The sequence below is a fragment of the Jeongeupia wiesaeckerbachi genome (assembly GCF_050916355.1).
GTDB lineage: Bacteria > Pseudomonadota > Gammaproteobacteria > Burkholderiales > Chitinibacteraceae > Jeongeupia > Jeongeupia wiesaeckerbachi.
Genome location: NZ_CP136946.1, coordinates 3,615,812 through 3,639,816, shown reverse-complemented (window position 1 = coordinate 3,639,816; position 24,005 = coordinate 3,615,812). Strand labels below are relative to the sequence as shown.

Sequence of the window (24,005 nt, the reverse complement as noted above, 5' to 3'; positions counted from 1 at the left end):
GTTCACTCCTTGAGCAGCTGAATCGGCCGGCCGCCAGGCACGAAGCCGGGATGGCGGACGCGGTTGCGGGCGATCAGATCGGCTTCGGCGGCGAGGTCGGCGGTCTGGCGCCAGGCCAGTACCAGTGCCGGTGTCCGCAAGCGTGGCGTGATCGTGATCAAGGCCGTGGCGCTGGCGAGACGGTTCGCCGCCGCCGCCATCGTTGCGCGCTTCAGCGCCAGCAGGCTGCGGTAGCTCTGGTCCGACGCGGTTTCGATCAGCGAGTCGATCGCGTCCAGCGCGTCGTCTCGCAGCGCGATCAGGTCGGCGGCGGCGATCGGCGCCGGCGCGGTCTGTGTCGACGAGCCCGGCCGAGGGGCGGGCTGCGTCGAGCTGGCCGGTGTCGAGATGATGGCCTTGGCCAACTGCACCGCCGCGATGGTCTTGATCGCCGTATCCAGCGCCTGCGCGCTGTTGATCAGCGTGATATTGGCCGGCGTCGTCGGCCGGATCACCGGGCGGTTTGCCTGTGTCGGCACCGGCACCGGTACGACCCATGGCGGCAACGGCGTCACCGGCAGGGTCGGGAACAGGAAGGGCCGGTTCGGTGCCGTCTGGTAGATCAGCGGCGCGATACTGGCCGACATCTGCAGCGCATTCGCCGTCGTCGACAGCCGGGATTCGATTCGCGCCACCGAATCGTTCAGCCGCGAGAACAGTTCTCCCGGCAGCTTGACCAGCGTCGACACCGGGTAGAGCACCGCGTCGAGCAGGTTTTCAGCCTTGCGCGCCGCGCCGGCGACCATGTCGACAAAGGCCAGCCCGGCGCCGGCCAGCCCGGCCAGATCGTCCAGGCTGGCCGGCCGCGCGTCGGAGAGCAGGATGGATTCGCTGATCCGGTTCCAGCGTCGGGCGAAATCGGCGCTGGCGTCGGCCAAGGCCCGATCGGCGCTGCTGTCCAAGGCGGCGCTGGTATCGACCTTGGTGTTCGGGAAGGCATTTTCGCCGGCCTCGGTGAACTCGACGTTGAAGCGCGCCATGCCGCCCTGATCGCTGGATTCCTCGATCGATACCCGCGTTACGACGACGTTGATCGCGCCTTGGTAGGGGTGGATCAATTCGCCCGGGCCCGGGGTTTCGAACGCGGCGATCAGCTTGTCGCGCCGGGCCATGTAGTCGGCACCGATGACGAAGGCGTCCAGCGAGAACGTCCGCGCCTTGCGGCCCAGATCCTCGGCGTACGGCGTATCGCGCAGCGGGTACTCGGTCAGCTGGACACGCCGGCCGATTTCGCCGCTGGATTTTTGGGTGTGGAACTCAACACCGCGAAATTGCGCGGTTTGCAGTTGGTTTCGCCAATTCATCAGCCAGGTCCTGTCAGATATGTGCCAACTTTCGGTTGCACGGTCACGCCCTGACCGGCCGGTTGGGTAACGGTGGTGGTTGTGCCGGTTAGGGACGCCGGCAGATGGATCTTGACCTCAATCTGGCCGGACACTTTTTGCGGCGATTGCGAGCCGGCGGGCAGCGCCGCGATCGTTCGTTTTTCCGTCTCGGTCAACGGGCGTTGCGAGGCGGGAGGCTGGGGGGCTTGATCGCCGTTTAGTCGCAGGGCTTCGCGCGCATCGTCATTGCCGAAGAAGGCGAGGACGTGGGCAATACCTTCGCCGATGGCATCGCCGGCCTTGGTACCCTCGATCAAATGCTTGTTGATCAAGCCGCCTACGGCGTAGCCAGCCATGCCGGCCGTGGCAATGCCGGCCGCAGCCGCGGCCATGGCGCCGCCCCCAAGCGCGGGTAGCGCGCGCAGACTCAAACCGGGTAGCGCACGGAGGGCACTCATTGCCAGATTGGGCGCGGCCCTAAGCGCTTGGGCTCCAGTTCCCAGCAAGCCTTTACCAAGTTGCATGCCGTTGCGGAGCACTTGGCTGCCGCGTGTAGCGATGCCCCTTAGTCCCGTTCCTTGTCGACCCAGCCAGCTCTTGCCGCGTTCGGCAAGCCGCGTCATGCGAGATAGCCGGCCGGTCCTGTTCGAGCCTGGGCGACTTGGGCCACTTCCGGGGCGGCGTCTCCGATCAGGTAGATCGATGCCACCACCGCGACCTTGCCCCGGCCAGTTGGTCACGAAGACCCTGATGCCGCTGCCGCCCGAGCTGCCGGGCAAAGACGGAGAGCCGCCGGAACCAGCGCCCGACTTGTTCCGCTTGTGGTTCCAGAGCGCGAAGCCAGTGGTGAGCGCCGCGCCGATACCGAGCACAACCGTGTCGTCGATTCCGACCTTGTTGAGGCCCTTGAGCGCCGTATCGAATGCGCCATGCAGTCCGCCAGCCCAGGAGGATTGGGCATTGGCTTCCGTCTCGATCTGGCGGCCTTTTGCCAGCTCTGCCGTGCTGTTGAGTACGGCTTCTTTGTCTCTGGCGGTCACGCCGTTGGCGGCCATGCCCGCGGCGCGGGTTTCCTGATACTGCTTGAGCGCTGTGGCATCGTTCAGCGGCATGATCACCTTCTGGGCGATTTCGCTGCCGAACATCCCGCTCAATTTGGCTGGGTCGTTTTTCGCCAGCCGCTGGGCCAGTTGGGCCATGTACAACAAGGGGTCGCCGCTTTTCTGGGCGGCGGCTTTTTCCTTGTCGAGGTCGATATTGTGTTGCTTGGCGAAGGCCGGGTCCGAGAGCTTGCTGAAGAAGTCGTCCATCAGCTTGCCGGCTTCTTCAGGGCTGGCGCCGGCCTGGTTGGCAATCTGTGCCGCCGCGCCGAGCGAAGCCAGGCCGGCAGTGCCGGTGATACCCAATTTCGCGCCGGACTCGGCGGCTTCCGGCAGGATTTCGGTCAGCTTCTCGAACTTGATGCCGCCGCCCTTGCTGATGGCCATCAACGAGTCGGTGGCTTTGCTGGCCAGCGCCGGCGTGATCTTCAGCGCATCGTTGGTGCCTTGCAGCGAGCTGCTGAGCTTGATGAGGTCAGCGCCGGATGCCTTTGCCGCGTTGCCGGCTGATTCCAGCCCATTGAGCGCAGCATCGGGGGTGACGCCGTCCTTGACCAACGCGAGAAAAGCGCCGCGCAGTTCATCCTGAGTCTGGTTGGTTTTTTTGCTCAGCGTGATGAGCTTGGCCTTCCATTCGCTGATCTTGGCATCGGCCTCGCGAGGGTCGAGGCCGGCGACGTTGGCGGCGATTTTTAGGTCGTGCTCAATGGTGATTGACTGCTGAGCAGTGTCGGCGAGATGTTTGCCAGCGGCACCGAGACTGCCTTTGGCTGCGTCGGCAAGGAGTTCTCCGCCGCCCAGGGATTCGAAGAGATCGCGTGTGATTGCCATGTGTTGATCCTGAGAAAAGGGCCCCGCGCGGCATCACGACGCGGCTGCGCCCTTGAGCCGGAGGACCTGGCCATGCCAGAAGCCAAATTCGCTCCAGCGCATGGTCCAGACCTCCGACGGGGCGATGCCGCCGGCGACGACGAGGTCGCCGGCCATCTCCTGCCAGTTCAGCGGAACCAGAACAAAAAAGGGTTGACCGCCTTGATCACCGCTTGCGTGTCGTCCAGGCCGAGCCGGTCGATCACCGATGCCGGCAATCCGGCGAGTTCGGCGGCCAGATTGAGCGAGCTGGCGAACACGTCGGACGGCTCGTTCAGCGCGCGGAAGTCGCCAGCCAGCGGTTCGCGAAGCTTGAGTTCGGTGATGTCGTCATCGCCGAAGCGGACCGGACGGCTCAGGGTGATCACGATCGGGTAGGTGGCGCTCATGGCTTAGACCCTCTCGCAGCGGGTGCCGGAAAACTTGAGGCTGACTTCGCCTTCGCCGCCGGTGAACTCCGGCGGCTCGGTGACGAAGGCGTCCTTGAGCACATAGGCGACGCCGATGTCGGTTTCGAATACCAGCGTTGCGTCGACGGTGTTGCCGAGTGCAACGAGGTCGGTGTCGCGGGCCATGATGACCGTGCATTCAACGGTCGCGGTCTTGGTTTTCTCGGTGTAGCCGAGCGTGCCCTGGTCGGTTTCGACCGCGGTGCGTTCGACGCCGCCGACGTTGAGCTTGGCGCCCGATTTGCTGCGCAGACGTGAGCCGTTGAGGCTGACAAAGACGCGGCCGGCGAATTGGGTATTTCCTGCCATGGTGAATCTCCGGAATCAAAAAAACCCACCGTTTCGGTGGGCTGGGGTAGGGGTAGAGCGGCTGCCCGGTGCAGTGGTGCTGGCAAGGGTCCCTTTAGGGGCCGAACGTCCCACGGGGACGCCCTGTGGTCGCAGCAGTACGAAGTAGTACGGCCGGCGAGCACAGCCAGCAGGGTTAGCCGCGTTGAATGGATCAGAGCAGGTACTGGACCGCGGCGGCGAAGACGCGGAACTGGTTGACGATGTCCGGCGGGATGACCGCGTTGACGCGGTTCGGATCACCGCTGCTGCGCACGACGATCAGGTCGCGTTTGAACTGGTCGAAGTTCTCGACCAGGCCGGCGGATTCCAGCTCGCGGAACAGCGTCAGCAATTCGGCGCGCAGGATGCTCGGCGTCACGATGGCCTGGCCCGGCGCGTAGTTGCTGCCGTCGTTGGCGAGCTTGTGGCGCGGGAAGCGCAGCGCGATGCGGGCGCGGATCGCGTAGCGGATGTAGTCGACGGTCCATTTCGATTCGAGATCGAGCAGGCTGATGTCGGCGACGCCGAACGGGTTCTTCTGGTAGGTGGTGACGACGCGTTCGATCATCGGCGCGCCATCGCTGCCGTAGATGACGGTGCTGATGCCCGAGCGCAGCAGCAGATCGCGTTCGGTGCGGGTGAAGCGGCTCTTCAGCGGCGGCGACAGCAGTGCCGGGATCGACAGCGTCTGCAGCGGACGGGCCGGGTCGATGGCGCCGTAGTACTCGCAGACACCGGCCCAGGCGGCGGCGAATTCCCACACCGGCGTCGGCGTATCGTTGACGCCGAGCACCGACACGTGCGGGCTGTTGCGGCCGGCACCGAAGGTCGTCAGCGCGGCTTGCGTCGCGATCATGCCGGTGAAGACATGGCCGGTGCGCTGCTGCATCGGGCCCCATTTGGCGTCGAGCATCGCTTCGAGCACGGTCAGGTTGGCGGTGTCGGTATACGGCACGGCGATACTGTAGTACTGGTCGTCGCCGATGGCGGCGATGGCGGTGGTCACGTCCGGGTTGCCGGCGCCGCTGGCCATGCCGGCGATGACGGCGGTTACGCCCGACGGTGTGACGTCGTCGCTGTAGTAGTTGAGGCGCAGGTCGATGCCATTGCCGGCCAGACCCTTGTGGCGCGCGGTCAGCGTCACCACGCCGGCGGCGGCCGAGGCAGTGACGGGCAGATCGGTCAGCGCGGTGACTGCGGTGACGACCTTGGTGGCGACGGCAGCGGCGGTATCGCCGAGCGAGACGCCGACCTGCACGCGCTGGCCGGCGACGTAGAGCGCCAGAATGCCGGCGCCGGTCGCGGTGCCGGTCAGGGTCAGCGTGCCGGTAGCGGCGACGCCGGCACCGAGGTCATCGAGCGCGATCGCCCATAGCGCGGTGCTGTTGTTGGCGGCTTTGGCGGCGAGCACCATCCGGTGCAGCATCGAGCCGCGACCGAAGTAGCCGGCGGCCTGATCCGGGTTGTTGATCTGCGTCGGCACATTGGCGACCACGCTGCCGCTGGCCAGACGCTGGCCGATCAGCAGCAGCCGGCGGTCTTGCGACGGCAGGCCGCGGACGGCCTTGGTGTTGTCGATTTCGATGTATTGACCCGGGGTACGGATGTCCACCGGGATGCTGTTGAAGCTGATGTTTTCCGGCATTGCGGGCTCCAGAAAGAATTAAGCCCCGCTCGGGGCGGGGCTGTGGGGGGGAAGGGATGGGGAAGTAGCCGGTGGGGCGATGCGCACATCGCCGTCGGCAATACGTCGGTGCCAGTAGGCGTCGAGGTAAACGGGGGCGCCTTCGGCCGGCAAGGTCGCGCTGCCGTCGGGCAGCCAGACGACCAGCGCCGGGGAGACGGGCTGGAGATACGTTTTCATGGGCTCGGTCCTGTGAGAAGGATGTCGGCTTGCGCCTCGGGTCGGCTGCCGGCGTAATCGCCGGCCAGCCAGCGATTGTGCTCGGCGCTGCTCTCGAACGGCGAGGCGTCGATGTCGGCATGCAGCCGCTTGAGATCGCCGAAGGCCGGCGCGGTCGCGGCTTCGGTGACGGTCACCGCGTCGAACGGCTCTTCATGCCAGTTGGCGAGATAGCGCTGGGTGTAAACGGTCAGCGGTGCGGTGCCGGTGAGATCGAGCGTGGCCAGCAACTGCGTCGGTTGCAGCGGCTGCGCGAGCACGCCGTTCAGCGTCGGGTTGACGGCGAGGATGCCTTCGACCTGTTCAAGCAGCGTTTCGGCGAGGTCGTCGGCATTGCTGGCGACGACGATCGCGATCGTGAGATCGCCACGGTGGACAAGGCTGGGGATGTCGCTGTTCGTTTGCGTGTCGCGGCCATTCAGCCGGATATGCAGGGCCGGCAGGCTGCCGTCGCCATAGGCCTTGGCCTGGCTGGCCCAGACGCTGGCGCCCGCGGCCGTCCGATTGACGAGCAGGTCGACCAGCGCGTGGCGGATCGTGGTGAGTGTATGCATGGCGTCCTCGGAAAGAGGCGGATGGTCGCCGTGGGCGACGGGGAAGAAGCGAGAGGGAGTGCTGTGGCGCCGGAGGGAGGAACTGGCGCGCCAGAAATGCAAAAACCCCGAGGCTTTCGCTCCGGGGTTTGTCGACGCAATAACAACAGCGTTACACAAATTATAGTGTCACCCTGTCACGGTGTCAAGCCCTTCGACGAGGATGCCGACGCCACGCTGATGCACACGTTGCGCATGCAGCCAGAACTGGCCGCCGAAGACGACCTTGGCGTCGCGGATCCAGCGGTTCCAGGTCCGGCCGCTGACGCCGGCGCGGCTGGCCTTGTCGTCGACCGACGCCGGCACGGTGAAGTGAATCCGCAGCAGCTCGGCCGTCTCCCGGTCCATGCTGCCGATAACGGCAAACACGGCCTGCAGCTTGTTCTGTTCGACACTGGTTTCGCGCTGGGTGCGCGGATCGATGACATAGACCGCGTCGGCGGTCACCCGGCAGGGGTGGCCCAGGACGCTGACTTCGTGTACGTCGATGCCGCCCATGGCGCCACCGGCCGAATAGTCGCCGTAACGGCTTTGCGCGACATGGACCCGCTTCAGTTGCAGATTGTTGACCCGTACCGCTGCGGCCCACGCCAATAGATAGAGATCGATGACTTGATTCACATTGCCTCCATGAAATGCTCCTGGAAGCCTCCTAGCCTTGTCATTTGCAAGGCTTTGTATTTGCTGATTATTTTAATGTTTTGCTGCTCGGAATGCACGATCGGGTGGCGGGTTGTTGGGGTTGGATTTCGGCTGGGGCCCAACCCTTAACCCGATGAATGCCGCTTGTTTGCTGCGTTTTGACTGATTGGGTGGAGAGGTGGAGGGTTGGGTTTGAGGTAGTAGTGGGGTAGCGGGTTTTTTCCTTTGTAATGTTTGAGTACGTAGCTGCAGGCGGAAAGTGGCGACGACACCGTCGACCACCAAGAGCAAAGCCCCGGAAGGCTCGCCCTGATTGGGTTTGAGCATGGTTGAGGGTTGGCGCGTCCCCTCAACCACGCCGCTTTACCGTCGACCTTGGTTCGGTTTCGCAGGGCGACGCGCGGCCGCCCGGTATTGGCGCGGCGCGAGGCTGGTTCGTCGGGTGTATCCCGGGCATAGAATTGTCGCGGGGCGGGCGTCATGGCTGGATGAAATCGGGGCTCAGGCGTTTTGCAGCGCGTCGGCAAAGCGACGGCACTGGATCGAGAACCAGGCTTCCTTGGTGCTGCCGGCCGGGGCTTCGTCGATGATGAAAACCATGCGCTGGCGGCGTTTGCCGCTGGCATCGATAAGCCATTCGGTGCGCTTGGTTTCGCGCGCGGCGATCATGCTGCAGAACTTGGTCTCGGTCAGTTTCTCGCCGCCGCCATGGTCGCTGGCCCAGCGGCGGTAGGCGCGGAACAGGTCTTGCGAGCAGCAGGACTGGTAGGGCAGGTCGAGCTGCTTGCCTTTCCATGCGCGGTAGAACACCTGCCACGGCGGCAGGCCGTATTCGATCAGCCGGGCCTTGGCCTCGGTCACGATCGGTTTGCTGCGCTGATCGAACTGCGCATCGATCGGATAACGCAGCAAATAGCCGTAAAAAGCAGTGATTGCGCCGGCGGCGAAGGCGTCGCGGATGGTTTGCTGATCGCGTTCGTTCAGCAGCGTGCGCGGTTCGATCGCCAGAAAGCGCCGGTCGTCGAGCTCGAGGTGCAACGGTTGCACTTCGTTCGACAGGAAGACGATGTTGGCGTGGTTGGTTTCCTCGCGCTCGGGCATGTTCTTTTCGTTGATGCGCATCGTCCGCCCGGTGACCATGTGCTTGATCGTGCCGATATGGCTGTATTTCTCGGCGCGGCCGACGACTTCCTCGGCAAGGATGAACAGCCGGCGCGATTGCCAGGCGGTGAACTGGCTGTCGAGCTGGTGCTGGCCGATGGTGGTGCCATATTCGCCATAGATCGCCTTGATGACGCCTTCCCAGAACAGCGATTTGCCGGTGCCCTGTTTCTCGCCGAACATCAGCACCGAGGTATCCATCTTGGTGCCGGGCCGCTGCAAGGGCAGCGCAATCCATTGCATCAGCCAGTGGTAGACCGCCGGGTCGTGATTGCACAGATGCATGACCAGGCCGACGATCGGATCGGCCAGACGGTCGTCGTATGCCGGCTTCAGCGGCATGCCGCCAAACAGGTTGACGTGGGTCGTCGGGTCGATGCGCTCGGTCGGGTCGAACACCAGCTTGTCGGCATCGACCATTCGGCGCAGCGGGTTTTCCTGCCAGTAGCGCACCGCATCGCTGCCGAATGCCGCGCGCAGCGCCGACAGGCTGAGGATGATCCGCGCCTGCGCATCCCACACCGTTTCGGTGCCGTACAACAGCGTGTAGCGATCGAGCAGCGCGCGCGAGGCATCGGCCGCATCGGCATCGCCCGGCCGCTTGGCCTTGGGCAGGTCCGACATGCGCTTCTGGCGCTTGGCCAGATCGCCGTACCACGCCTTGCTGATTTCGGCGCCGACCAGCGCGGTGAACGCGGCTTTTTTCAGCAGGCATTGCTCGACATCGTCCCAGACGTGGGTGGTGCCGAAAATCAGCGCGAAACGGGCCAGTGCCTGCGGCAGCGTCGGCGCGGCGGGGCTGGCCACGGTCTCGGTCGGCCCGGCCAGCGCGGCGCGCAGTTGGGCCGCGACGACGTGCAGGCCTTCGGCGACGTGCAAGTCGTTGAAGTCGGTGAGCTTGGGCCGTGTTTCATCATCGCGCTGCAGGCGTCGTGCCGCGGTGAACTGTGGCAGTACCAAGCGGCAGTTGGCGACGCTGCCGACGATCTGGCGCGCCTGGCGCTCGCCTTCGTGGTTGTCCGCGCCGTCGCGCGTCGGCAGGTAATCATCGTCGGCGGCGATGACGATGGTGCTGGCCGGAAACCGCGCCCGGAGGAGGCGTGCGACGTGGATCAGATTGCCGGCGTCGAAGCCGACATAGACCGGCAGCGTGCGTTCGAGCGCCATGCGGATGCTGCAGCCGGTGGCATAACCTTCTACCAGGATGATGGACGCACCCAGCGCCGGTTCGTCGCCCAGCCGGCAAGCCGCGCCTTGCTTGCGCATGCCGCGGGTGAAGCGTTTGTTGCCGCCGAACTCGTTTTCCCATGGCGTGATCGATTGCAGTCCGATCAAGGTGGCCGGCGTCTGGTCGTAGCGCCACAGCGGCACGTACAGCACACCATCCGCGGTGATGCGATGGCTTTCCGGGGCGATGCGTTTGTGTTCTGCGTAGGCGCTGTAGCCCGACGGGCTGGCCTCTGCCCATTGCGCCTGTGCCCGGCTGGCGGCCTCAAGGGCGTCTTGCTCGCGCCGGGCGTGTTCGGCACGATCGATCGCCTCGCGCTTGCGCTGCAGTTCGAGCAAGTCGTCGGCACTCAGGCATTGATCGTCGTCGGGTTCGATCTTGTACTGCGCGCTGCCCTGGCCGAAGGTGCCGACATAAACCGTTTTGCCGGAACGGGTGTGCAGCGACAGTACTTTGTAATACGCGCGCTGTTGCGGGCCGTAGCGATGCCAGCGATCGGTGTCGATCTGCAACTCGTGCGCGCTGATCGCCGGCATGTCGGCGGCGGCAAATTGCTGAATGACGCTTGCGAGGCTGCTTGCCATTCATTCTCCGTGGGGTATGGAAGGGGGCCGGGCAGTGCAGGGCGCTGGTCCGGTGGCGCAGATCGGCACAGGCGCCGGGCCTGATGCCGCTGATGCCTTGCGGGGGCGGTTAGGGGGAGAAATCCCCGGCGAAACAGGGGGCAAAATGCGCGAAGCGGGATGGCACCCGCGAGCGCAAGGCATCTGCAGGGCTGGCCGCGTTTACAGTACGCTGACCTTGCGCATGGCCTGCTGCACCTTGCGGCGACGCATTTGCCGGTATTCCGGGCTGGCGCGCCAGATCGCATCGTTGGCTGCCTGTTTTGCCAGCCAGTCCTGCCGGCGCCGCTCGTTGGCTTCGCGGCGGGCGACGGCGTCGAACACGGGATCGCGGTGCATTTGATATTCACTCATGATTGGACTCCTCTATAAACCGCCCGCCGGTAGCGCTTGCGGTGTGTTGTAAAATCAAACACCTTTGTGTTTGACAGGGCTGGCGCGTGCTGGCTGATGCGCCGGATCGGCGAGGGCCGCTTCAAGGCACCCGGATGGGAAGAAAAAACCAAGGACGCCGTCCCTGGCAAAGCCGGCCTCAGGAGTTGCGGTCGGCGGAGGAAGAGGGTGGCGATGGGTCATCGTTGCGCCGTAATTGCCATTAAACACGATTGTGTTTATAGTGTCAACATCGACGTGTTTAATTTAGGTGTTACATTTGTGTTATGAACACACTTGCTGATCGTGTGCGCCAACGCCGCACAGAACTGGGTTTGTCACAGAAAGAACTCGCCAAACGCGCCGGAGTGGGGCAATCCGCCATCGGCAATATCGAGTCGGGGCGCAACAAAAGCGCCACCTTTCTGCCGCAGCTTGCCGATGCGCTCGGCGTCGACCCGATGTGGCTGGTCGGCGACGGCCGGGCCGCCACGCAGGCCAGATCGCCCGCGCCGGTCGTTCCGCCGCGGCCAGTGACGGTATGGGACAACGAAGACGAACTGGATCCGGATGGCTATGTCTTCCTGCCGCGGCTGGATGTGCAGGCGTCCTGCGGCAACGGCAAGGTCGTCTGGGAGATCGACGAAAAAGGCCAGCGCAACGCCTTCCGTCGCGCGTGGGCGGAGCGGCTGGGCGTAACGGCCAACAATGCCGCGACCATCCTCGCCGAAGGCGACAGCATGGAAGAGCGCATCTACGAAGGCGACAGTCTGGTCGTCGACTACACGCAGCGCTTGATCCAGGACGGCAAGGTTTATGCGCTGTGCTGGCAAGGCGAGTTTTTCGTCAAACGTCTGTACAAGGCGCCGGGCGGCGCGGTGATCCTGCACTCGGATAACGAAGCCAAATACGCACCCCGGACGATTCCGGCCGAATATCTGGGCGAGCTTGAAATCATCGGCCGCGTGGTAGCGATCAGCGGCGCGATCTGATTGCGCCGTGGCGCTGAAAAAAAGCCCGCTTTGAGCGGGCTTTTTCTTGCCGAGTATGGGCTGGCATTTCCACTGTCCGTTTCGGGACCGGCAGCGCGTCGGAACCAATGATGTCACGGGGTCAGACGGGGGCTCGATATGCAGCGAGGTTTTACTGCATATATAGATCAGCGCCTAGGCTCGGGGTTTCTAGGCTGCCGAGCCTTCACCCGGCACCTGCAATTCAACCAGCCATTTGAAATAGCCCAACGCCTCACAGTTGCTGTCGACCAGCATGAAGCTCAGTTCGCAGGGCTCGACTCCCGCGCTGAGTGGCTGGCAGCGCCAGTAGTGATCGTCGGCTTGTGTCATCAGCGGTTCGGTTGGGGCTTGCGGGTTGGGGCTGAACAGCGGCCTTTGGCTGTGCGCGACCAGCTGCGGCGGTGCAAGTACACCGGCTTCGCCGATGCGCAGATCGTAGATCACCACGCTGTGCTCGGCATACAGGCCAACGGTACGCCCGCGCAGGTGGAAGACCGGGGCGGCGCTCGCGGGCAGCGCCAGACTGCCATTCGTGCCGCCGGGCTCTGCGCTCGGTATCACGCCAAAACCGAAGATGAAGCCATCGTCGATCACGAACGGGGTGTCAGGATCGCCATTCGGCGCTGGATAGCGAGCCAGCAGGGTTTCGGCATCGACAATGAGCAACACATTGCTGGCTTGCTCAGTGATGTCTGCTGCTGTGGTGGGGTTATCAGTGGACATCACGCCTTCCTCTTTCGATGCGTTGTGTGCCGCGTTCCGGCTGGCGCAGACACCTTGTTCCAGCCGGAATTCGCCCAAGCAAAAGCCCCTCGTTGCCAAGGGGCTGCATGGATCAGTTGTGGATGGAAATGAACGGATCCCACGAGCAGCAACCGACGATGTTGCAATTGCGGTCGACGATCAGGAACTGGAAGTGGTAAGTGACGCGGCCGCAGGCCAGCGTTTCCGATGACCAGTAGAAATTTTCGACCTTCTGACAGCTGGGCACCGAGGGGTTGCTGGTGTTGGGCACGGCAATACTGGCTACTGCCTTGCGCGGGGTCGGTGTAGAAATCAGCTCGTTGCCCTGATTGCCCACGAACTTGTAGAAAATCACCGCATTTTCGAAGCCCAGAGACAGGCTGGTTTCGCGCCAGCGAATCAAGTCGCCGACCTGGGCCTTCAAGTCGAGCTCGCCGCCGGCCTGACCGCTGACCACATTGTTCTGGTTGGTGACCATGTACACATGTTTGAAGTCGATAAATGTCGGCGCAGCAGGGTTTTTGCTGATGTTCGGATAGTTTTTCAGGATGGTTTCAGTGTCGATCGAAACAAGCACATCGGTAACGCGAGACATAAATGAAGCTCCTTTTTCCGAGTGAACGCCCGGCTTCGGCCTGGCGCGACAACGCCTTGCATTCTTTCTTTGGTGGAAAGTATGGTGGCGAGGGTGAAAATCAGAAACACCTGATTGTATTGAGGTATTTAATACAAAATGCTTACAAAACATATCTGGTGAAACTGAGTTTGCAATATAGAACCACGCACTAAGCTGTCAAAAAGCGATGGAATTGTTGCGACGAACGGTCGTTTTTTTTACAGACCCGTTGCAGAAAGGGTCGAGGCGGCAAGTGGAAGGGCTTGCTTGCCAGAAGGTCCGCGACAACATCAATGCTCGAGAAAAAGGCGTCTTGGTGTCGGCACCATTGAGTGGCTTGCTACTCAAGCTTGGTGGGCATGACCGACACCGTGCAGAACGAGGACGACATCAGCGCGATGCGCACGGCGCTGAAGAACAGCAAGGGGCCGGGCAATTTCCGCAATCTGATGGTGTATGCCCCGGGCGGAAAGAAGGACGGCATTCAGCTGTTGCCGATCAGCGAAGTCGCCGCCAAGGATTAATTCCTGAACATCTATTGAAACTGACGCGTGACAATCAGCTCGCTGCGCACCGCGTACCGCCGCAACTGATCGGCATCATCCCGCCGAACACCGACGGGTTCGGTTCGCGGGTACAGGCGGCCTCAGTGTTCGCACGACACGAAATTGAGCCGCTGCAGGCACGGTTCATGGCGCTGAATGAGTGGCTTGACGAAGAAGTGATTGCGTTCGAACCGTATGCGCTGACAGAAGGAGAGTCGGCCGCATGGGCATAGCCTGAAATCAGAATGGCGAGCACATGCTCGCCTTTTTTCTGGAGTTCCGTGAGGTGCGGTCGTTTTTTCTAACTCCAATCGACCATTTGTTTACCAGTTACGACGTTTTGCCTTTCAAAATCCTCCAGTGCTTCAATGGCTTTTCCGGTGACTAGCCTTTGTCCTCTCGACTTGGCCAATTCCTCTAGCAGCGACAAGCATCGACTTGCAAGTGGCCGGGCAACTTGTGCTTCACGCAAGAAATTATATTCGCCAACAGCAAGCCGAATTGCGGCTTGAGCACGAAGATAGCCGTATTCCTGATCTGTGACATCGACGACATAGCTGCAGACCCCAGTGAAACGCATCATCCCGCCTCTCTGCTTCGAAACTTGCGAGTCCCAATTCTGATCTACGCTTCGCTGCGACAGGATCAGATTCCTACTGTTGGCTGTGTAAGGCAAGTTCGTCATAACGTTGGTCACGGTCACTGAAAACCCGTTTGGTGTGGCGCCCATTGTGAATTCGATATGGTGACCGGTTTGCATGTCCAGCATCGTCATGTGTCCCGGATCGTTTTGGTCGTTTTCATTGATCCATGCTTCGAATTTGACTTGTGGCATCTTGGTGGCTCGCTTCAGTTGTTGGCTTTGTTTTAATGGTTTGATTTATAATTGCGTATTGTTGTGTCCTAAACAGTTCCTGGTTTATTCACAATTAACGCGAGAGGGTAGCGTACGCGCCTGACCTTCTGGTGGCGGGGCGAGCCACTCTTCAATAGCCGGTTTGGTCGAGCAACACCAGCGATCGCTTTTCGTCTATCGGCTTGTACATTCGCGCTTCTGGCCAGCTAGGCAACTGGCACACGATTTTCTCGCATATGAGGCGCTTGAATCGACAAGCGCCTCGGGACGATCAACCAGATGAACTATGGTTTACGTGGTCCATCGGTTCTGCCATCGGCGTGACCATCGCCTTTACGATCTCCACCCAGTCCACCGCTGTCGTTGTGTCCCCCTCGATTGTCACTCGCTGGGGTATGGCCACCACGATCGACCCCTTCTCTCCCTGTTACTTCCTTGCCACCAGACTCTTTCCCGCCAGATTCTTTTCCTCGTTCAGAAGGCATAGCGCTAGTTCCTTATCGTGAAAAATTGAAGGCCGAAGTCGCATCGCATCAAGTGCGACCCAATAGGTATATACGATTAATTTGAGAATTGCGGTCAGCGCTCGAGCTGCGCAGAGTGCAGCGCACAGATCTAGAGCTGCAGGCGCTGGACAGGTTGGAAGATGAAATAGGGGAAGGTTTCGCCGCACTGGATGACGGTGTGGGCGGATGTGCCGATCGCCACTTGAACCAACCCGGTCCACGTCGGCGCGCGCAGTCGTCTCCCCGCCACGCCTACCCGCTAAATGGAGCGGTTCCCATGCGCTCACGCACTGGCTGCCAAGCCGTTGAGGTATGCGCACATGGCGCAGAATCGCTGCCCCTAGCTTTTCACGCGAATTCTTGCAGATTCATACAGTCCGAATCGCATCAGGCAGATGGCTATGTACCGAGGTGAAAAGTAGAGTCTGGAAAGTAAAAAGCCCCCACCGAAGGGGCGATGGCGGTGTTCGCTGAACGACAAAAAGCCCGCTCGAGGCGGGCTTTTTGCGGTCGATACTAGAAGAACTTCTAATATCCTTCTAACTTTGCAAGGACTTGATGTTAGCTAAGTCCTTGATTTTACTGGTGCAGGCGGCAGGATTCGAACTCGCTACCCCCTGATTACAAGTCAGGTTATTGCCTGTGTCATGGCGTTCCACGGTGTTTGGGTGGAAAACAAAAATCAATAAAAACAACGATATTGTGTTGATGCTTGTCTCGGCATGTCCCACAATGACTCTCTATAACTCGGCGTTTTGTGGGGGCAAAAGTGGGGGCAAAAACCTCTGGGGGCAACACGCTCCGGTTTGATTCAATCGGCGGCTTGAAAGAGCTGACGCTCAAGGCGCTAACCGAGGCCGACGCTGGGTTACGCCTCGGCTTGCCAGGCGGTTTGTCCGGCAAAGTGCGAGTCTCTTCCAAAGGGGTCTCTGTCGATTTTCAGGCGCGTTTTCGGGGTGAGGACGGCAGGCCCCGGGACAAGCGGCTTGGATCTTGGCCGAAATTGAAGCTGGCTCAGATTTTTGCTGATTACCGTACTTTGGCGGGTGAGGTTGCCAAGGGGAACGATCCGATCGAGTTGGAGCGTCGGGCGCGTGAGGCAGACGAGCGCGCCAATCGACTTGCTATTGCTCAGCGCTTGCAGGAGGAAGCCGAGGCCGCCCGGCGCCTGGCACGGATGACGTACGGCGAGCTGTTCACGAAGTATTGCGCCGGGCACGTCAATCAGCTGCGTGGCAAGGACGAGATTATTCGCCGCCACCACAAGGACGTGCTGCCGCGCATTGGCGGTGTGTATGTTGATGAAGTGACGCGGCAGATGGTGGCTGGCGTTGGCCAAACGATCGCCGATCGCGGAGCCCGCCGTGCGGCCCATTTGACCCTTGGTGACATCTCAGCGTGCTTCAAGTGGGCGATCGAAACCGCCTTGCTGGATGAGGGGCAGAATCCGGCTGCGACGATCAAGAAGACTCGGATCGGTGACGCGTCCAAGTTGCGTGAACGGGTGTTATCGGAAGCAGAGCTGCGCGAGTTGCTACAAGCGAGACTCCCAGCCAGCAACCTCTCTCCATCGGCACAGGCAGCGATCAAAGTCATGCTCGCGACCTTGTGCCGGGTTGGCGAGTTAATGCGCGCGCAATGGCGCCATCTCGATCTGGCCGCGGGCCTGTGGACTGTACCGGCTGAAAATGCCAAGAATGGGGAGGCGCATGTGATTCATCTCAGCGCCTTCGCCTCGGCGGCTTTCCTCGAGCTTCAAAGTTTGGCGATTAGCAGCAAATGGATTTTCCCCGGGCGAAGCGGCGAGACGCATGTGTGCGACAAAACGCTGACCAAGCAGATTGGCGACCGGCAACGAGGGGACGTTGAAACCTTGTCCGCGCGCAGTCAGGATACGTCTTCGCTCATTCTGCCGGGTGGTCGCTGGACGAGTCACGATTTGCGTCGAACTGGTGCGACCTTGATGGGAGAGCTCGGCGTTGCGCCATATGTGATCGACAAATGCCAGAATCACGTCGAGAAAAACCGAGTAACGCGAACTTACCAGCGTCAAGAATTACTGGCGGAGCGACAAGCTGCATTCGAGCTTCTGGGCAAGCGGCTGGCGCTGCTCGCTGACCCAGAGGCCAACAACGTTGTTGCACTGCGCCGAGCCTGAGTTTCAACACAAGCTGAACGAGAAATTGCATGACGGCAAATCGACTTGATGAACAAGTGAAGCGTGCCGCGGCCGAGATAGCCCAAGCAGATGCCTTACTGATTACTGCCGGTGCTGGCATGGGCGTCGATTCTGGGCTGCCGGACTTTCGCGGCAACGAAGGGTTCTGGCAGGCGTATCCGGCACTGGGAAAGGCGCGAATCCCGTTCGACGAAATTTCCACCCCAATGACGTTTTATGCCGATGCTCGGAGGGCTTGGGGCTTCTACGGGCATCGACTTCGGCTCTATCGCGCAACGCAACCACATGCCGGCTTTGCGCTGCTCCGAGAATGGGGGGATCAGCGCCCCAACGGTGCCTTTGTTCTCACCAGCAATGTAGACGGGCAGTTTCAACGCGCCGGCTTTGATCCTGAGCAGATTTTTGAATGCCATGGCTCGATTCATCATTGGCAATGCCAAGACCGTTGCGATGGCGAAGTGCGTGTTGTCGCCGGCTTTGATCCGGTGGTCGATGAGGCCGAGTGCCGTTTGACTAGTCCATTGCCGTTCTGCGCCAACTGCGGTGCCATCATGCGCCCGAATATCCTGATGTTCAGTGATTTGAGTTGGCTGGAGCAACGGGCCGAGGCGCAGCGCGAACGATTGAATCGTTGGCTTGAGCAGGTAGGGCGGCTGGTGGTCATCGAGCTGGGGGCGGGCGTCGCGATTCCGACAGTGCGCATGTTCGGCGAGCGTATCGTGGCAAAGCACCGTGGCGACGGCGCAACGCTGATTCGCATCAACCCGGCTGAACCCAACGGCCCAGCCGGAACGATCTCACTCCCGCTGGGTGGTTTGGCGGGCTTGCAGCAGATCGCCCAAGCGATGGCCGGGCAAGCCGCTTAGGCCCAAGGCCGCATTCAATGCTTCGGCTTGCTGCAGCTAACCATCCCCCGGTTCTAGAGCCAAGTGCAGCCTAGTTGGGCTGATCCAGCAGCAGGTCTTGGCCGGGTGTGGGCATCTTGCGTTGCTCCTTGGCGGCAATTTTGGTCGAACTGCGGAAGTCGCTATGCTGGCGAATTCGGACGCAGTTCTACGCTTGCGGTCTTGGTGCTGATGATGTGATCGACAAAAAGGACAGAACGAGATGACAGCCCAGTTTGCTGAACAGCTGCATTATCAGGGGAGGGATGTGGCGATGCACACGCCCCCCCTCAGCGACTATTTCGCCATGGGCGGATTCAGTCCGAGTTTCGATTTGAGCTGCACGGCCCTATGGCGCGGCTACATTGGGCGATGGGAGATCGTCGACAGCCGGCTCTATCTGCTTGAGCTGCATGGCACCCTGAGGGATGGAACCGAAACGTCGGTGGCGACCCTCTTCCCCGACTTTCCCGACAGAGTCTTTGCGCATTGGTATTCAGGCACGATTCACATCCCGCGGGGCAAGCGGCTCGATTACGTTCACATGGGTTATGACAGCACCTTCGAGCAAGACCTGTTTCTGGACGTGGAGCGTGGTGTCGTGAAGAACACCCGAGCACGTCATAACGGGACGGCGGAGTCCGGGAGCGCCCTTGGAGACGCCTTGTTTCCCCATGGCAACAGGGGTAATGAGGGGGCAACGTGATCTACCTGTATTGCTACCTTGGCACAGGTGTGGTGGTTCTTGCCTTGGTCTTTGGCACGCGCGGGCAGACCAAAGAAAACGAGTCGGGATCGCCTGGTGATTTTCTTGGTGCAGCGAATCCCCACCGCAAGAAACGTTGGTATCGAATCTTGAGCAATGTCGTTGCTCTGTCGCTCACTACTGCGGTGGGCGTGGTTGTCTGGCCCGTTTTGATCTATCTGAAGGCCAAGGAGGTTTTCGGGAAGAAGAGCGCGTTTGCGTTTAATGAAGAGCCGAAATTTGTCGTGGAGCGCGGCCACTTGCAGGAGCGGCTGACTGTCCTGCAGATTGAGGCCCGCGAAGTAGTCGCTGACCCATTGGGTGCCGTTTCGAACTTGCCGTTCGGCCACCTGAATGCGGCTTGGAAAAATTTCATTGAAGGTATTGGAGCGGGTGATGACCTTTGGTCATTTACAGCGTGCTGGCAGACGTCCTGGGGACGCAATGAAGTCAGAGCTGGCTACGTTGTCGTGCGCGAGGGCGTTCCGGCTTCCCACTTTCTGACCATGTGGAAGGAGGTTGGCCCCAGTACTACCTCATCGAAGAAGGCATCGGACAAGATTCCGGCCTGGCTTCGCAAGCAGGCCGACTGAACGGATTGGGGCGAAGCAGCGCTAGCGAGATGCGGAGTCGATCGCTTTGGTTTTGCATGGCCACCGCGCGATACAGGCACGATAGCTTTCGACCTGTAGCGGTAGCTGACGATGGAGGGTAGCGCCAGCAATAGCTGGCGCACCGTCGCAATCGGCAAGTCGCACGTGTAGATAGTTGGCGATTCAAAGTAGGGGGCTTGCGGGCTTGCAGCAGATTGCCTAGGCAATGGCCGGGCAAGCCGCTTAGGCCCAGGCTGCACTCAACGCTTCGGCCTGCTGCAGCACCGTTGTGACCGCCTCTTCCTGTTGATCCGGCGGATACTTGTACTTGCGCAAGATGCGCTTCACCATCAGCCGCAATCTGGCACGGACGCTTTCCCGCTGTGACCAATCGACACTGATGTTCTTGCGCAGGCTCTCGGTCAACTCCAGGGCGATCTTTTTGAGTATGTCATCGCTCAGCTCGCGCAGCGCGGATTCGTTGTGGGCCAGTGCATCGTAGAAGCGCAGTTCGTCCTCGCTCAGCCCAAGCGTGTCGCCGCGGCTGGCCGCTTCCTTGAACTTCCGGGCCATTTCGATCAGTTCTTCAATGACCTGAGCGGTTTCGATCGAGCGGTTCTGGTAGCGCTTGATCACATCGGCCAGCAGTTCGGAGAACTTCTTGTTCTGCACCACATTGCTGGCGAATCTGGATTTGATTTCGCCTTCCAGCAGCCGCTCCAGCAGTTCCACCGCCAGATTGCGCTCGGGCAGGTTGCGTACTTCGGTGAGGAACTCGTCGTCCAGCAAGCCGATGTTCGGTTTATCCAGCCCCACCGCATCGAAAATGTCCACGACCTGCTCGGAAACCACGGCCGAGCCGATGATCTGGCGAATGGCTAGCTCACGTTCCTCGTCGGATTTCTTCTTGGCGCTGATGTCGCGCTTGGTCAGTATCACCTTCACCGCTTGGAAAAAAGCGACCTCCTCGCGTACGGCCTTGGCCTCGTCCAAGGTGCAACACAAGGTGAATGCCTTGCTCATTGCCAGCGCATGGTCGGCCCAGCGCTGCTTGCCATCTTTCTCGGCCAGCACATGGTTGGCGGCGCCGGCCAGCAGCTTGTGCCCGCCGGTGAGGAAATCGCTGTAATCAAAGCCATACAGAATGGCGCGCAGCACGTCGAGCTTTTCCTCCAGCACCGCATAGGCTTCGTGCGCATCCACGGTGGGCCGGCCTCGGCCGTTGCTGGCGGTGTATTCCTTCAGCGCCTTTTTCAGGTCGTTGGCGATGCCGATGTAGTCGACGACCAGCCCGCCCTGCTTGTCCTTGAAGACCCGATTGACGCGGGCGATGGCCTGCATCAGGTTGTGGCCCTTCATCGGTTTGTCGACGTACAGCGTGTGCACGCATGGCGCATCAAAGCCGGTCAGCCACATGTCGCGAACGATCACCAGCCGCAGCGGGTCGGCCGGATCTTTGAAGCGCTTTTCCAAGTCTTTTTTGACCTGCTTGGGGTAGATGTGCGGCCGCAGCAGGGCCTTGTCGCTGGCCGAGCCGGTCATGACGATCTTGATCGCGCCCAGCCTTGGGTCTTCATCGTGCCAGTCCGGCCGTAGTGCGATGATCTCGTTGTAAAGATGAACGCAAATCTCGCGGCTCATCGCCACGACCATGGCCTTGCCCGATTGCGCTTTGCTGCGCTCCTCATAATGCGCAACCAGATCGGCCGCGATCTGCCGGATGCGCGGCTCGGCGCCGACGACTTTCTCCAGCGCCGCCCATTTGGATTTGAGCTTGGACTGCTCGTCGTCCTCCTCGTCCTCGGCCAGTTCGTCGACCTCATCATCAAGGTCGGCGAGCTCATCCTGTTTCAGCCCCAGCTTGGCCAGACGCGATTCGTAGTAAATCGCCACGGTCGCGCCATCGTCCTTGGCCTGCTGCATGTCGTACACATGGATGTAGTCGCCGAACACCGCACGCGTATCCCGGTCTTCCGACGAGACCGGCGTACCGGTAAATGCCACGAAGGTGGCATTGGGCAAGGCATCGCGCAGATGCTGGGCGTAGCCAACCTGGAACTGGGTTTGCACGGTGTACGCCGCCGCCGGCTCGGCGACCTTGAGTGCCGTGGCGTCGTTTGCCGCTGCACGTTTCACCGTCTTGAGTTTGGCTTCAAAGCCGTACTGGGTGCGATGCGCCTCGTCGGCGATGACCACGATATTGTGACGCTCGCTCAACACCGGGAAAACGTCCTCATCCTCGCCGGGCATGAATTTCTGAATCGTGGCGAACACGATGCCGCCGGAAGGGCGGTTGCCGAGTTTGGCGCGCAGATCGCCACGCGTTTCTGCCTGTACCGCTTGTTCGCGCAGCAGGTCTTGCGCCAGCGAAAATACGCCAAACAGCTGGCCATCCAGATCGTTGCGGTCGGTGATCACCACGATGGTCGGGTTTTCCATCGCCGCCTCGCGCATCACCCGTGCCGCAAAGCACGTCATCGTAATGCTCTTGCCGCTGCCCTGCGTATGCCAGACCACACCGCCCTTGCGGCTGCCGCCGGGGCGCGAGGCTTGCACGACCTGCTCAATCGCCGCGCGCACCGCGTGGAATTGGTGGTAGCCGGCAATTTTCTTGATCGGTCCGCCATCGTCTTCGAACAGCACGAAAAAGCGCAGATAATCGAGCAGCATTGCCGGCGCCAGCACGCCGCGAATCAGTGTTTCCAACTCGTTGAACTGGCCGAGCGGATCGAGCGTCACGCCGTCGATGGTGCGCCACTGCATAAAGCGCTCGGCGTTGCTCGACAAAGAACCCAGCCGCGCCTCGCTGCCGTCCGAAATCACCAGCAGTTCGTTGTACTGGAACACGTCGGGGATCTGTTCCTTGTACGTCTGGATCTGCTCGAACGCTTTCCAGATGTCGGCATTCTCGTCGGCCGGGTTCTTCAGTTCCAGCAGCACCAGCGGCAGGCCGTTGACGAACAGGATGATGTCCGGCCGGCGCGTGTGCTTGGCGCCCTTGAGCGTGTATTGATTGACCGCCAGAAACTCGTTGGCACCGGGCGCGTTCTCCCAATCGATGAGCCGGACAAAATCGCCGCGCGTTTCGCCGTCTTTCTGGTACTCAACCGGCACGCCGTTCACCGACAGGCCGTGGAAATGGCGGTTGGCACTCAATAGCGCCGGGATGCCCAAGTCTAATAGCTGCTTGAGCGCATCGTCGCGTGCCACCAACGGCACCTGCGGATTGAGCCGATTGATCGCCCCGCGCAAGCGCTCGATCAGCAGTGGCTGGCGGTAATCCGCACGCTCGGGCGCGTCGCCGTCCGGTGCGATGTCGTAACCGCAGACGTGGCGATAGCCGGTTTCCACCAGCCAGCTCAGGGCTTCTTGTTCGAGTTGATCTTCGGTCATCATCACTTTGCCAAGGGTCGATGAAATCGACACATCACAACAATATGTTTAAAAACGCACTTAAAATCGACACGTTAAGATGAAGTGTCGATGGAATCGACACGTCACAACGATACGTTTAAAAGCGCACTCAAAATCGACACGTCCAGATGAAATGTCGTACGCGTCGACATGTCAGCGCGTCAGTTCGGCAAACAAGGCGCCATTGATGTAGTACTTTTCTCGCCCGATTTGTTGCTCCCGCAAGACGCCCATTTCGACCAGCGTTTGCAGGTAGCGCGAGGCGGTTTGCCGCTTTGCGATGCCGGCTTCCACCACAAAGGCGATCTTGGTGTACGGCTGGTGGAAAATCAGCTCGATCAGATCCTTGCTGTAGATGTTTCCGGCCTCGCGCTGCACGCGCTCGCGTGTGGCTTCCATCAGGTCAAGAATGCGCTCGACTTGGTCATGGGTCTGTTTGGCGGTGGCTTCTACGGCCCGCAACATGAATAGCACCCAGTTTTCCCAGTCCTGTTCCTCGGTCACTCGGCGTAGGCCGGCGTAGTAATCGGCGCGGTTGGCAATGATGTAGCGCGACAGGAACAGCACCGGAATATCCAGTAGCTGCTGCTCGACCAGATACAGCAGGTTCAGAATCCGCCCGGTGCGGCCATTCCCATCGGGAAACGGATGAATCGCCTCGAACTGATAATGCATCACCGCCATCTTCACGAGCGGATCCAGCCCATCATCGGCGTGGATGAACTGCTCTAGGTTGGCCAGCTTGTCGCGAATGACCGCCTCGCCCGCTGGCGGGGTGTAGATCACCTCGCCCAGATCGTTTTTCAGCGCTGTACCGGGAATCGCGCGGATGCCGATGCCGGCTTGCTTGATGAACTGCACCAACTCGATAAACAGATTGGTCGTCAGTGGCCGGTCGCGTAGCGCGCGGAAACCAAAGTACAGCGCCTCGCGGTAACGCAGCACTTCTTTGGTATGCGGATCGGTTTTGCCATCGGGGTCGGCCGCTGCTCGGTACAACTCGTCGTTGGTGGTGACGATGCTCTCGATCTCGGACGACAGCCGCGCTTCCTGCAGCACAATGCTGTTGATCAGCAGCCCCTGGTTGGGAATCTTCGCCGCCAGCCCGCGCAAGTTCGCCAGAACCCGGTTGGCAGCAATCGCCTGCTTGAGCACGGCCTTGGTTTCCAGTTCAACGGCGGGCGGCAGCAAAGGCAAATCGTTATAGGGTAGGTCGCGGTCACGCATGCTTCATTCCTCGGCGAGCAGGGAAAGGCTGTCCAGATCAGGTTACGG

The 24,005-nt window shown here is 61.0% G+C and carries 24 protein-coding genes; 8 read left to right on the top strand and 16 right to left on the bottom strand.

The genetic code is table 11. The annotated features are described in order from the left end of the window. Positions 1–2 precede the first annotated feature (2 nt). From R0382_RS17550 to R0382_RS17500, 11 genes are all read right to left on the bottom strand, one after another. Entirely contained in the window at positions 3–1,343 is a 1,341-nt protein-coding gene (locus tag R0382_RS17550; protein ID WP_432721295.1) for a DNA circularization protein, read from the bottom strand. Further along, a complete protein-coding gene (locus R0382_RS17545) occupies positions 1,343–3,295 on the bottom strand; it encodes a phage tail tape measure protein (RefSeq protein ID WP_432721294.1) in 1,953 nt (650 codons plus the stop codon). The genes R0382_RS17550 and R0382_RS17545 overlap by 1 nt, the downstream gene beginning before the upstream one ends. A gap of 33 nt (positions 3,296–3,328) precedes the next feature. Further along, complete coding sequence (locus R0382_RS17540) at positions 3,329–3,451, bottom strand: hypothetical protein (RefSeq protein WP_432721293.1); 123 nt, start codon at positions 3,449–3,451, stop codon at positions 3,329–3,331. A gap of 11 nt (positions 3,452–3,462) precedes the next feature. Continuing rightward, positions 3,463–3,723: a phage tail assembly protein gene (locus R0382_RS17535; RefSeq protein WP_432721292.1), complete on the bottom strand. Its 261-nt coding sequence runs from the start codon at positions 3,721–3,723 to the stop codon at positions 3,463–3,465. A gap of 3 nt (positions 3,724–3,726) precedes the next feature. After that, complete coding sequence (locus R0382_RS17530; protein WP_432721291.1) at positions 3,727–4,092, bottom strand: phage tail tube protein; 366 nt, start codon at positions 4,090–4,092, stop codon at positions 3,727–3,729. A 193-nt stretch (positions 4,093–4,285) separates the two neighbouring features. Then, on the bottom strand, positions 4,286–5,758 hold the full coding sequence (locus R0382_RS17525; RefSeq protein WP_432721290.1) for a phage tail sheath C-terminal domain-containing protein: 1,473 nt from the start codon (positions 5,756–5,758) through the stop codon (positions 4,286–4,288). An 18-nt stretch (positions 5,759–5,776) separates the two neighbouring features. Further along, positions 5,777–5,977 (bottom strand): DUF2635 domain-containing protein, encoded by a 201-nt coding sequence (locus R0382_RS17520; RefSeq protein ID WP_432721289.1) that lies wholly within the window; start codon positions 5,975–5,977, stop codon positions 5,777–5,779. Continuing rightward, positions 5,974–6,570: a hypothetical protein gene (locus tag R0382_RS17515; RefSeq protein WP_432721288.1), complete on the bottom strand. Its 597-nt coding sequence runs from the start codon at positions 6,568–6,570 to the stop codon at positions 5,974–5,976. The genes R0382_RS17520 and R0382_RS17515 overlap by 4 nt, the downstream gene beginning before the upstream one ends. 168 nt (positions 6,571–6,738) lie before the next feature. Next, positions 6,739–7,230 carry a hypothetical protein gene (locus tag R0382_RS17510; protein ID WP_432721287.1) on the bottom strand — a complete coding sequence of 164 codons (492 nt, stop codon included), beginning with the start codon at positions 7,228–7,230 and terminating at the stop codon, positions 6,739–6,741. 522 nt (positions 7,231–7,752) lie between these two features. Beyond that, positions 7,753–10,224 (bottom strand): DUF5906 domain-containing protein, encoded by a 2,472-nt coding sequence (locus tag R0382_RS17505; RefSeq protein ID WP_432721286.1) that lies wholly within the window; start codon positions 10,222–10,224, stop codon positions 7,753–7,755. 201 nt (positions 10,225–10,425) lie between these two features. Then, positions 10,426–10,617, bottom strand: coding sequence for a hypothetical protein (locus R0382_RS17500; RefSeq protein WP_432721285.1), 192 nt, complete (start codon positions 10,615–10,617; stop codon positions 10,426–10,428). Positions 10,618–10,922: 305 nt separating this feature from the next. Here R0382_RS17500 and R0382_RS17495 point away from each other — a divergent pair, with 305 nt between their 5' ends. Then, positions 10,923–11,627 (top strand): XRE family transcriptional regulator, encoded by a 705-nt coding sequence (locus R0382_RS17495; protein ID WP_432721284.1) that lies wholly within the window; start codon positions 10,923–10,925, stop codon positions 11,625–11,627. A 189-nt stretch (positions 11,628–11,816) separates the two neighbouring features. On the opposite strand, the gene R0382_RS17490 is transcribed toward R0382_RS17495, so the two are convergent. Next, positions 11,817–12,371 (bottom strand): AidA/PixA family protein, encoded by a 555-nt coding sequence (locus tag R0382_RS17490; RefSeq protein WP_432721283.1) that lies wholly within the window; start codon positions 12,369–12,371, stop codon positions 11,817–11,819. 112 nt (positions 12,372–12,483) lie between these two features. Then, positions 12,484–12,987: an inclusion body family protein gene (locus tag R0382_RS17485; RefSeq protein WP_432721282.1), complete on the bottom strand. Its 504-nt coding sequence runs from the start codon at positions 12,985–12,987 to the stop codon at positions 12,484–12,486. 2 nt (positions 12,988–12,989) lie between these two features. Here R0382_RS17485 and R0382_RS17480 point away from each other — a divergent pair, with 2 nt between their 5' ends. The 3 genes from R0382_RS17480 to R0382_RS17470 all read left to right on the top strand — a co-directional run bounded on the left by R0382_RS17480 (position 12,990) and on the right by R0382_RS17470 (position 13,786). Then, positions 12,990–13,181, top strand: coding sequence for a hypothetical protein (locus tag R0382_RS17480; protein ID WP_432721281.1), 192 nt, complete (start codon positions 12,990–12,992; stop codon positions 13,179–13,181). Positions 13,182–13,367: 186 nt separating this feature from the next. Then, positions 13,368–13,532, top strand: a complete 165-nt coding sequence (locus R0382_RS17475; protein WP_432721279.1) for a hypothetical protein — start codon at positions 13,368–13,370, stop codon at positions 13,530–13,532. Between the two features lie 14 nt (positions 13,533–13,546). Beyond that, on the top strand, positions 13,547–13,786 hold the full coding sequence (locus R0382_RS17470) for a hypothetical protein (protein ID WP_432721278.1): 240 nt from the start codon (positions 13,547–13,549) through the stop codon (positions 13,784–13,786). A 68-nt stretch (positions 13,787–13,854) separates the two neighbouring features. Here R0382_RS17470 and R0382_RS17465 read toward each other — a convergent pair whose 3' ends face one another. Beyond that, the gene (locus tag R0382_RS17465; RefSeq protein WP_432721277.1) at positions 13,855–14,388 is read right to left on the bottom strand and encodes a hypothetical protein; all 534 of its coding nucleotides are present in this window, start codon (positions 14,386–14,388) and stop codon (positions 13,855–13,857) included. 1,350 nt (positions 14,389–15,738) lie between these two features. Between R0382_RS17465 and R0382_RS17460 the strand changes: the two genes are divergently transcribed. From R0382_RS17460 to R0382_RS17445, 4 genes are all read left to right on the top strand, one after another. Continuing rightward, positions 15,739–17,073, top strand: a complete 1,335-nt coding sequence (locus R0382_RS17460) for a tyrosine-type recombinase/integrase (RefSeq protein ID WP_432721275.1) — start codon at positions 15,739–15,741, stop codon at positions 17,071–17,073. 29 nt (positions 17,074–17,102) lie between these two features. Next, positions 17,103–17,960 carry an SIR2 family NAD-dependent protein deacylase gene (locus R0382_RS17455; RefSeq protein ID WP_432721274.1) on the top strand — a complete coding sequence of 286 codons (858 nt, stop codon included), beginning with the start codon at positions 17,103–17,105 and terminating at the stop codon, positions 17,958–17,960. A 241-nt stretch (positions 17,961–18,201) separates the two neighbouring features. Next, positions 18,202–18,684: a hypothetical protein gene (locus R0382_RS17450; RefSeq protein WP_432721273.1), complete on the top strand. Its 483-nt coding sequence runs from the start codon at positions 18,202–18,204 to the stop codon at positions 18,682–18,684. Then, positions 18,681–19,316 carry a hypothetical protein gene (locus R0382_RS17445; RefSeq protein WP_432721272.1) on the top strand — a complete coding sequence of 212 codons (636 nt, stop codon included), beginning with the start codon at positions 18,681–18,683 and terminating at the stop codon, positions 19,314–19,316. Before R0382_RS17450 ends, R0382_RS17445 begins: the two co-directional genes overlap by 4 nt. A 243-nt stretch (positions 19,317–19,559) precedes the next feature. Here the strand turns inward: R0382_RS17445 and R0382_RS17440 are convergent, their stop codons facing one another. Together R0382_RS17440 and R0382_RS17435 are read right to left on the bottom strand one after the other, a co-directional pair. After that, positions 19,560–22,709 (bottom strand): type I restriction endonuclease subunit R, encoded by a 3,150-nt coding sequence (locus tag R0382_RS17440; protein WP_432721271.1) that lies wholly within the window; start codon positions 22,707–22,709, stop codon positions 19,560–19,562. Positions 22,710–22,883: 174 nt separating this feature from the next. Beyond that, positions 22,884–23,957, bottom strand: a complete 1,074-nt coding sequence (locus R0382_RS17435; RefSeq protein WP_432721270.1) for a Fic family protein — start codon at positions 23,955–23,957, stop codon at positions 22,884–22,886. Between the last annotated feature and the right edge of the window lie 48 nt (positions 23,958–24,005).

Bases quoted from the DNA above. Each gene is read 5' to 3' on its own strand.
- R0382_RS17530 (WP_432721291.1), bottom strand. From the start codon at position 4,092: ATGGCAGGAAATACCCAATTCGCCGGCCGCGTCTTTGTCAGCCTCAAC.
- R0382_RS17515 (WP_432721288.1), bottom strand. From the start codon at position 6,570: ATGCATACACTCACCACGATCCGCCACGCGCTGGTCGACCTGCTCGTC.
- R0382_RS17505 (WP_432721286.1), bottom strand. From the start codon at position 10,224: ATGGCAAGCAGCCTCGCAAGCGTCATTCAGCAATTTGCCGCCGCCGAC.
- R0382_RS17545 (WP_432721294.1), bottom strand. From the start codon at position 3,295: ATGGCAATCACACGCGATCTCTTCGAATCCCTGGGCGGCGGAGAACTC.
- R0382_RS17475 (WP_432721279.1), top strand. From the start codon at position 13,368: ATGACCGACACCGTGCAGAACGAGGACGACATCAGCGCGATGCGCACG.
- R0382_RS17535 (WP_432721292.1), bottom strand. From the start codon at position 3,723: ATGAGCGCCACCTACCCGATCGTGATCACCCTGAGCCGTCCGGTCCGC.
- R0382_RS17500 (WP_432721285.1), bottom strand. From the start codon at position 10,617: ATGAGTGAATATCAAATGCACCGCGATCCCGTGTTCGACGCCGTCGCC.
- R0382_RS17455 (WP_432721274.1), top strand. From the start codon at position 17,103: ATGACGGCAAATCGACTTGATGAACAAGTGAAGCGTGCCGCGGCCGAG.
- R0382_RS17520 (WP_432721289.1), bottom strand. From the start codon at position 5,977: ATGAAAACGTATCTCCAGCCCGTCTCCCCGGCGCTGGTCGTCTGGCTG.
- R0382_RS17450 (WP_432721273.1), top strand. From the start codon at position 18,202: ATGACAGCCCAGTTTGCTGAACAGCTGCATTATCAGGGGAGGGATGTG.
- R0382_RS17495 (WP_432721284.1), top strand. From the start codon at position 10,923: ATGAACACACTTGCTGATCGTGTGCGCCAACGCCGCACAGAACTGGGT.
- R0382_RS17490 (WP_432721283.1), bottom strand. From the start codon at position 12,371: ATGTCCACTGATAACCCCACCACAGCAGCAGACATCACTGAGCAAGCC.
- R0382_RS17440 (WP_432721271.1), bottom strand. From the start codon at position 22,709: ATGACCGAAGATCAACTCGAACAAGAAGCCCTGAGCTGGCTGGTGGAA.
- R0382_RS17525 (WP_432721290.1), bottom strand. From the start codon at position 5,758: ATGCCGGAAAACATCAGCTTCAACAGCATCCCGGTGGACATCCGTACC.
- R0382_RS17465 (WP_432721277.1), bottom strand. From the start codon at position 14,388: ATGCCACAAGTCAAATTCGAAGCATGGATCAATGAAAACGACCAAAAC.
- R0382_RS17540 (WP_432721293.1), bottom strand. From the start codon at position 3,451: ATGGCCGGCGACCTCGTCGTCGCCGGCGGCATCGCCCCGTCGGAGGTC.
- R0382_RS17550 (WP_432721295.1), bottom strand. From the start codon at position 1,343: ATGAATTGGCGAAACCAACTGCAAACCGCGCAATTTCGCGGTGTTGAG.
- R0382_RS17480 (WP_432721281.1), top strand. From the start codon at position 12,990: ATGAAGCTCCTTTTTCCGAGTGAACGCCCGGCTTCGGCCTGGCGCGAC.
- R0382_RS17485 (WP_432721282.1), bottom strand. From the start codon at position 12,987: ATGTCTCGCGTTACCGATGTGCTTGTTTCGATCGACACTGAAACCATC.
- R0382_RS17435 (WP_432721270.1), bottom strand. From the start codon at position 23,957: ATGCGTGACCGCGACCTACCCTATAACGATTTGCCTTTGCTGCCGCCC.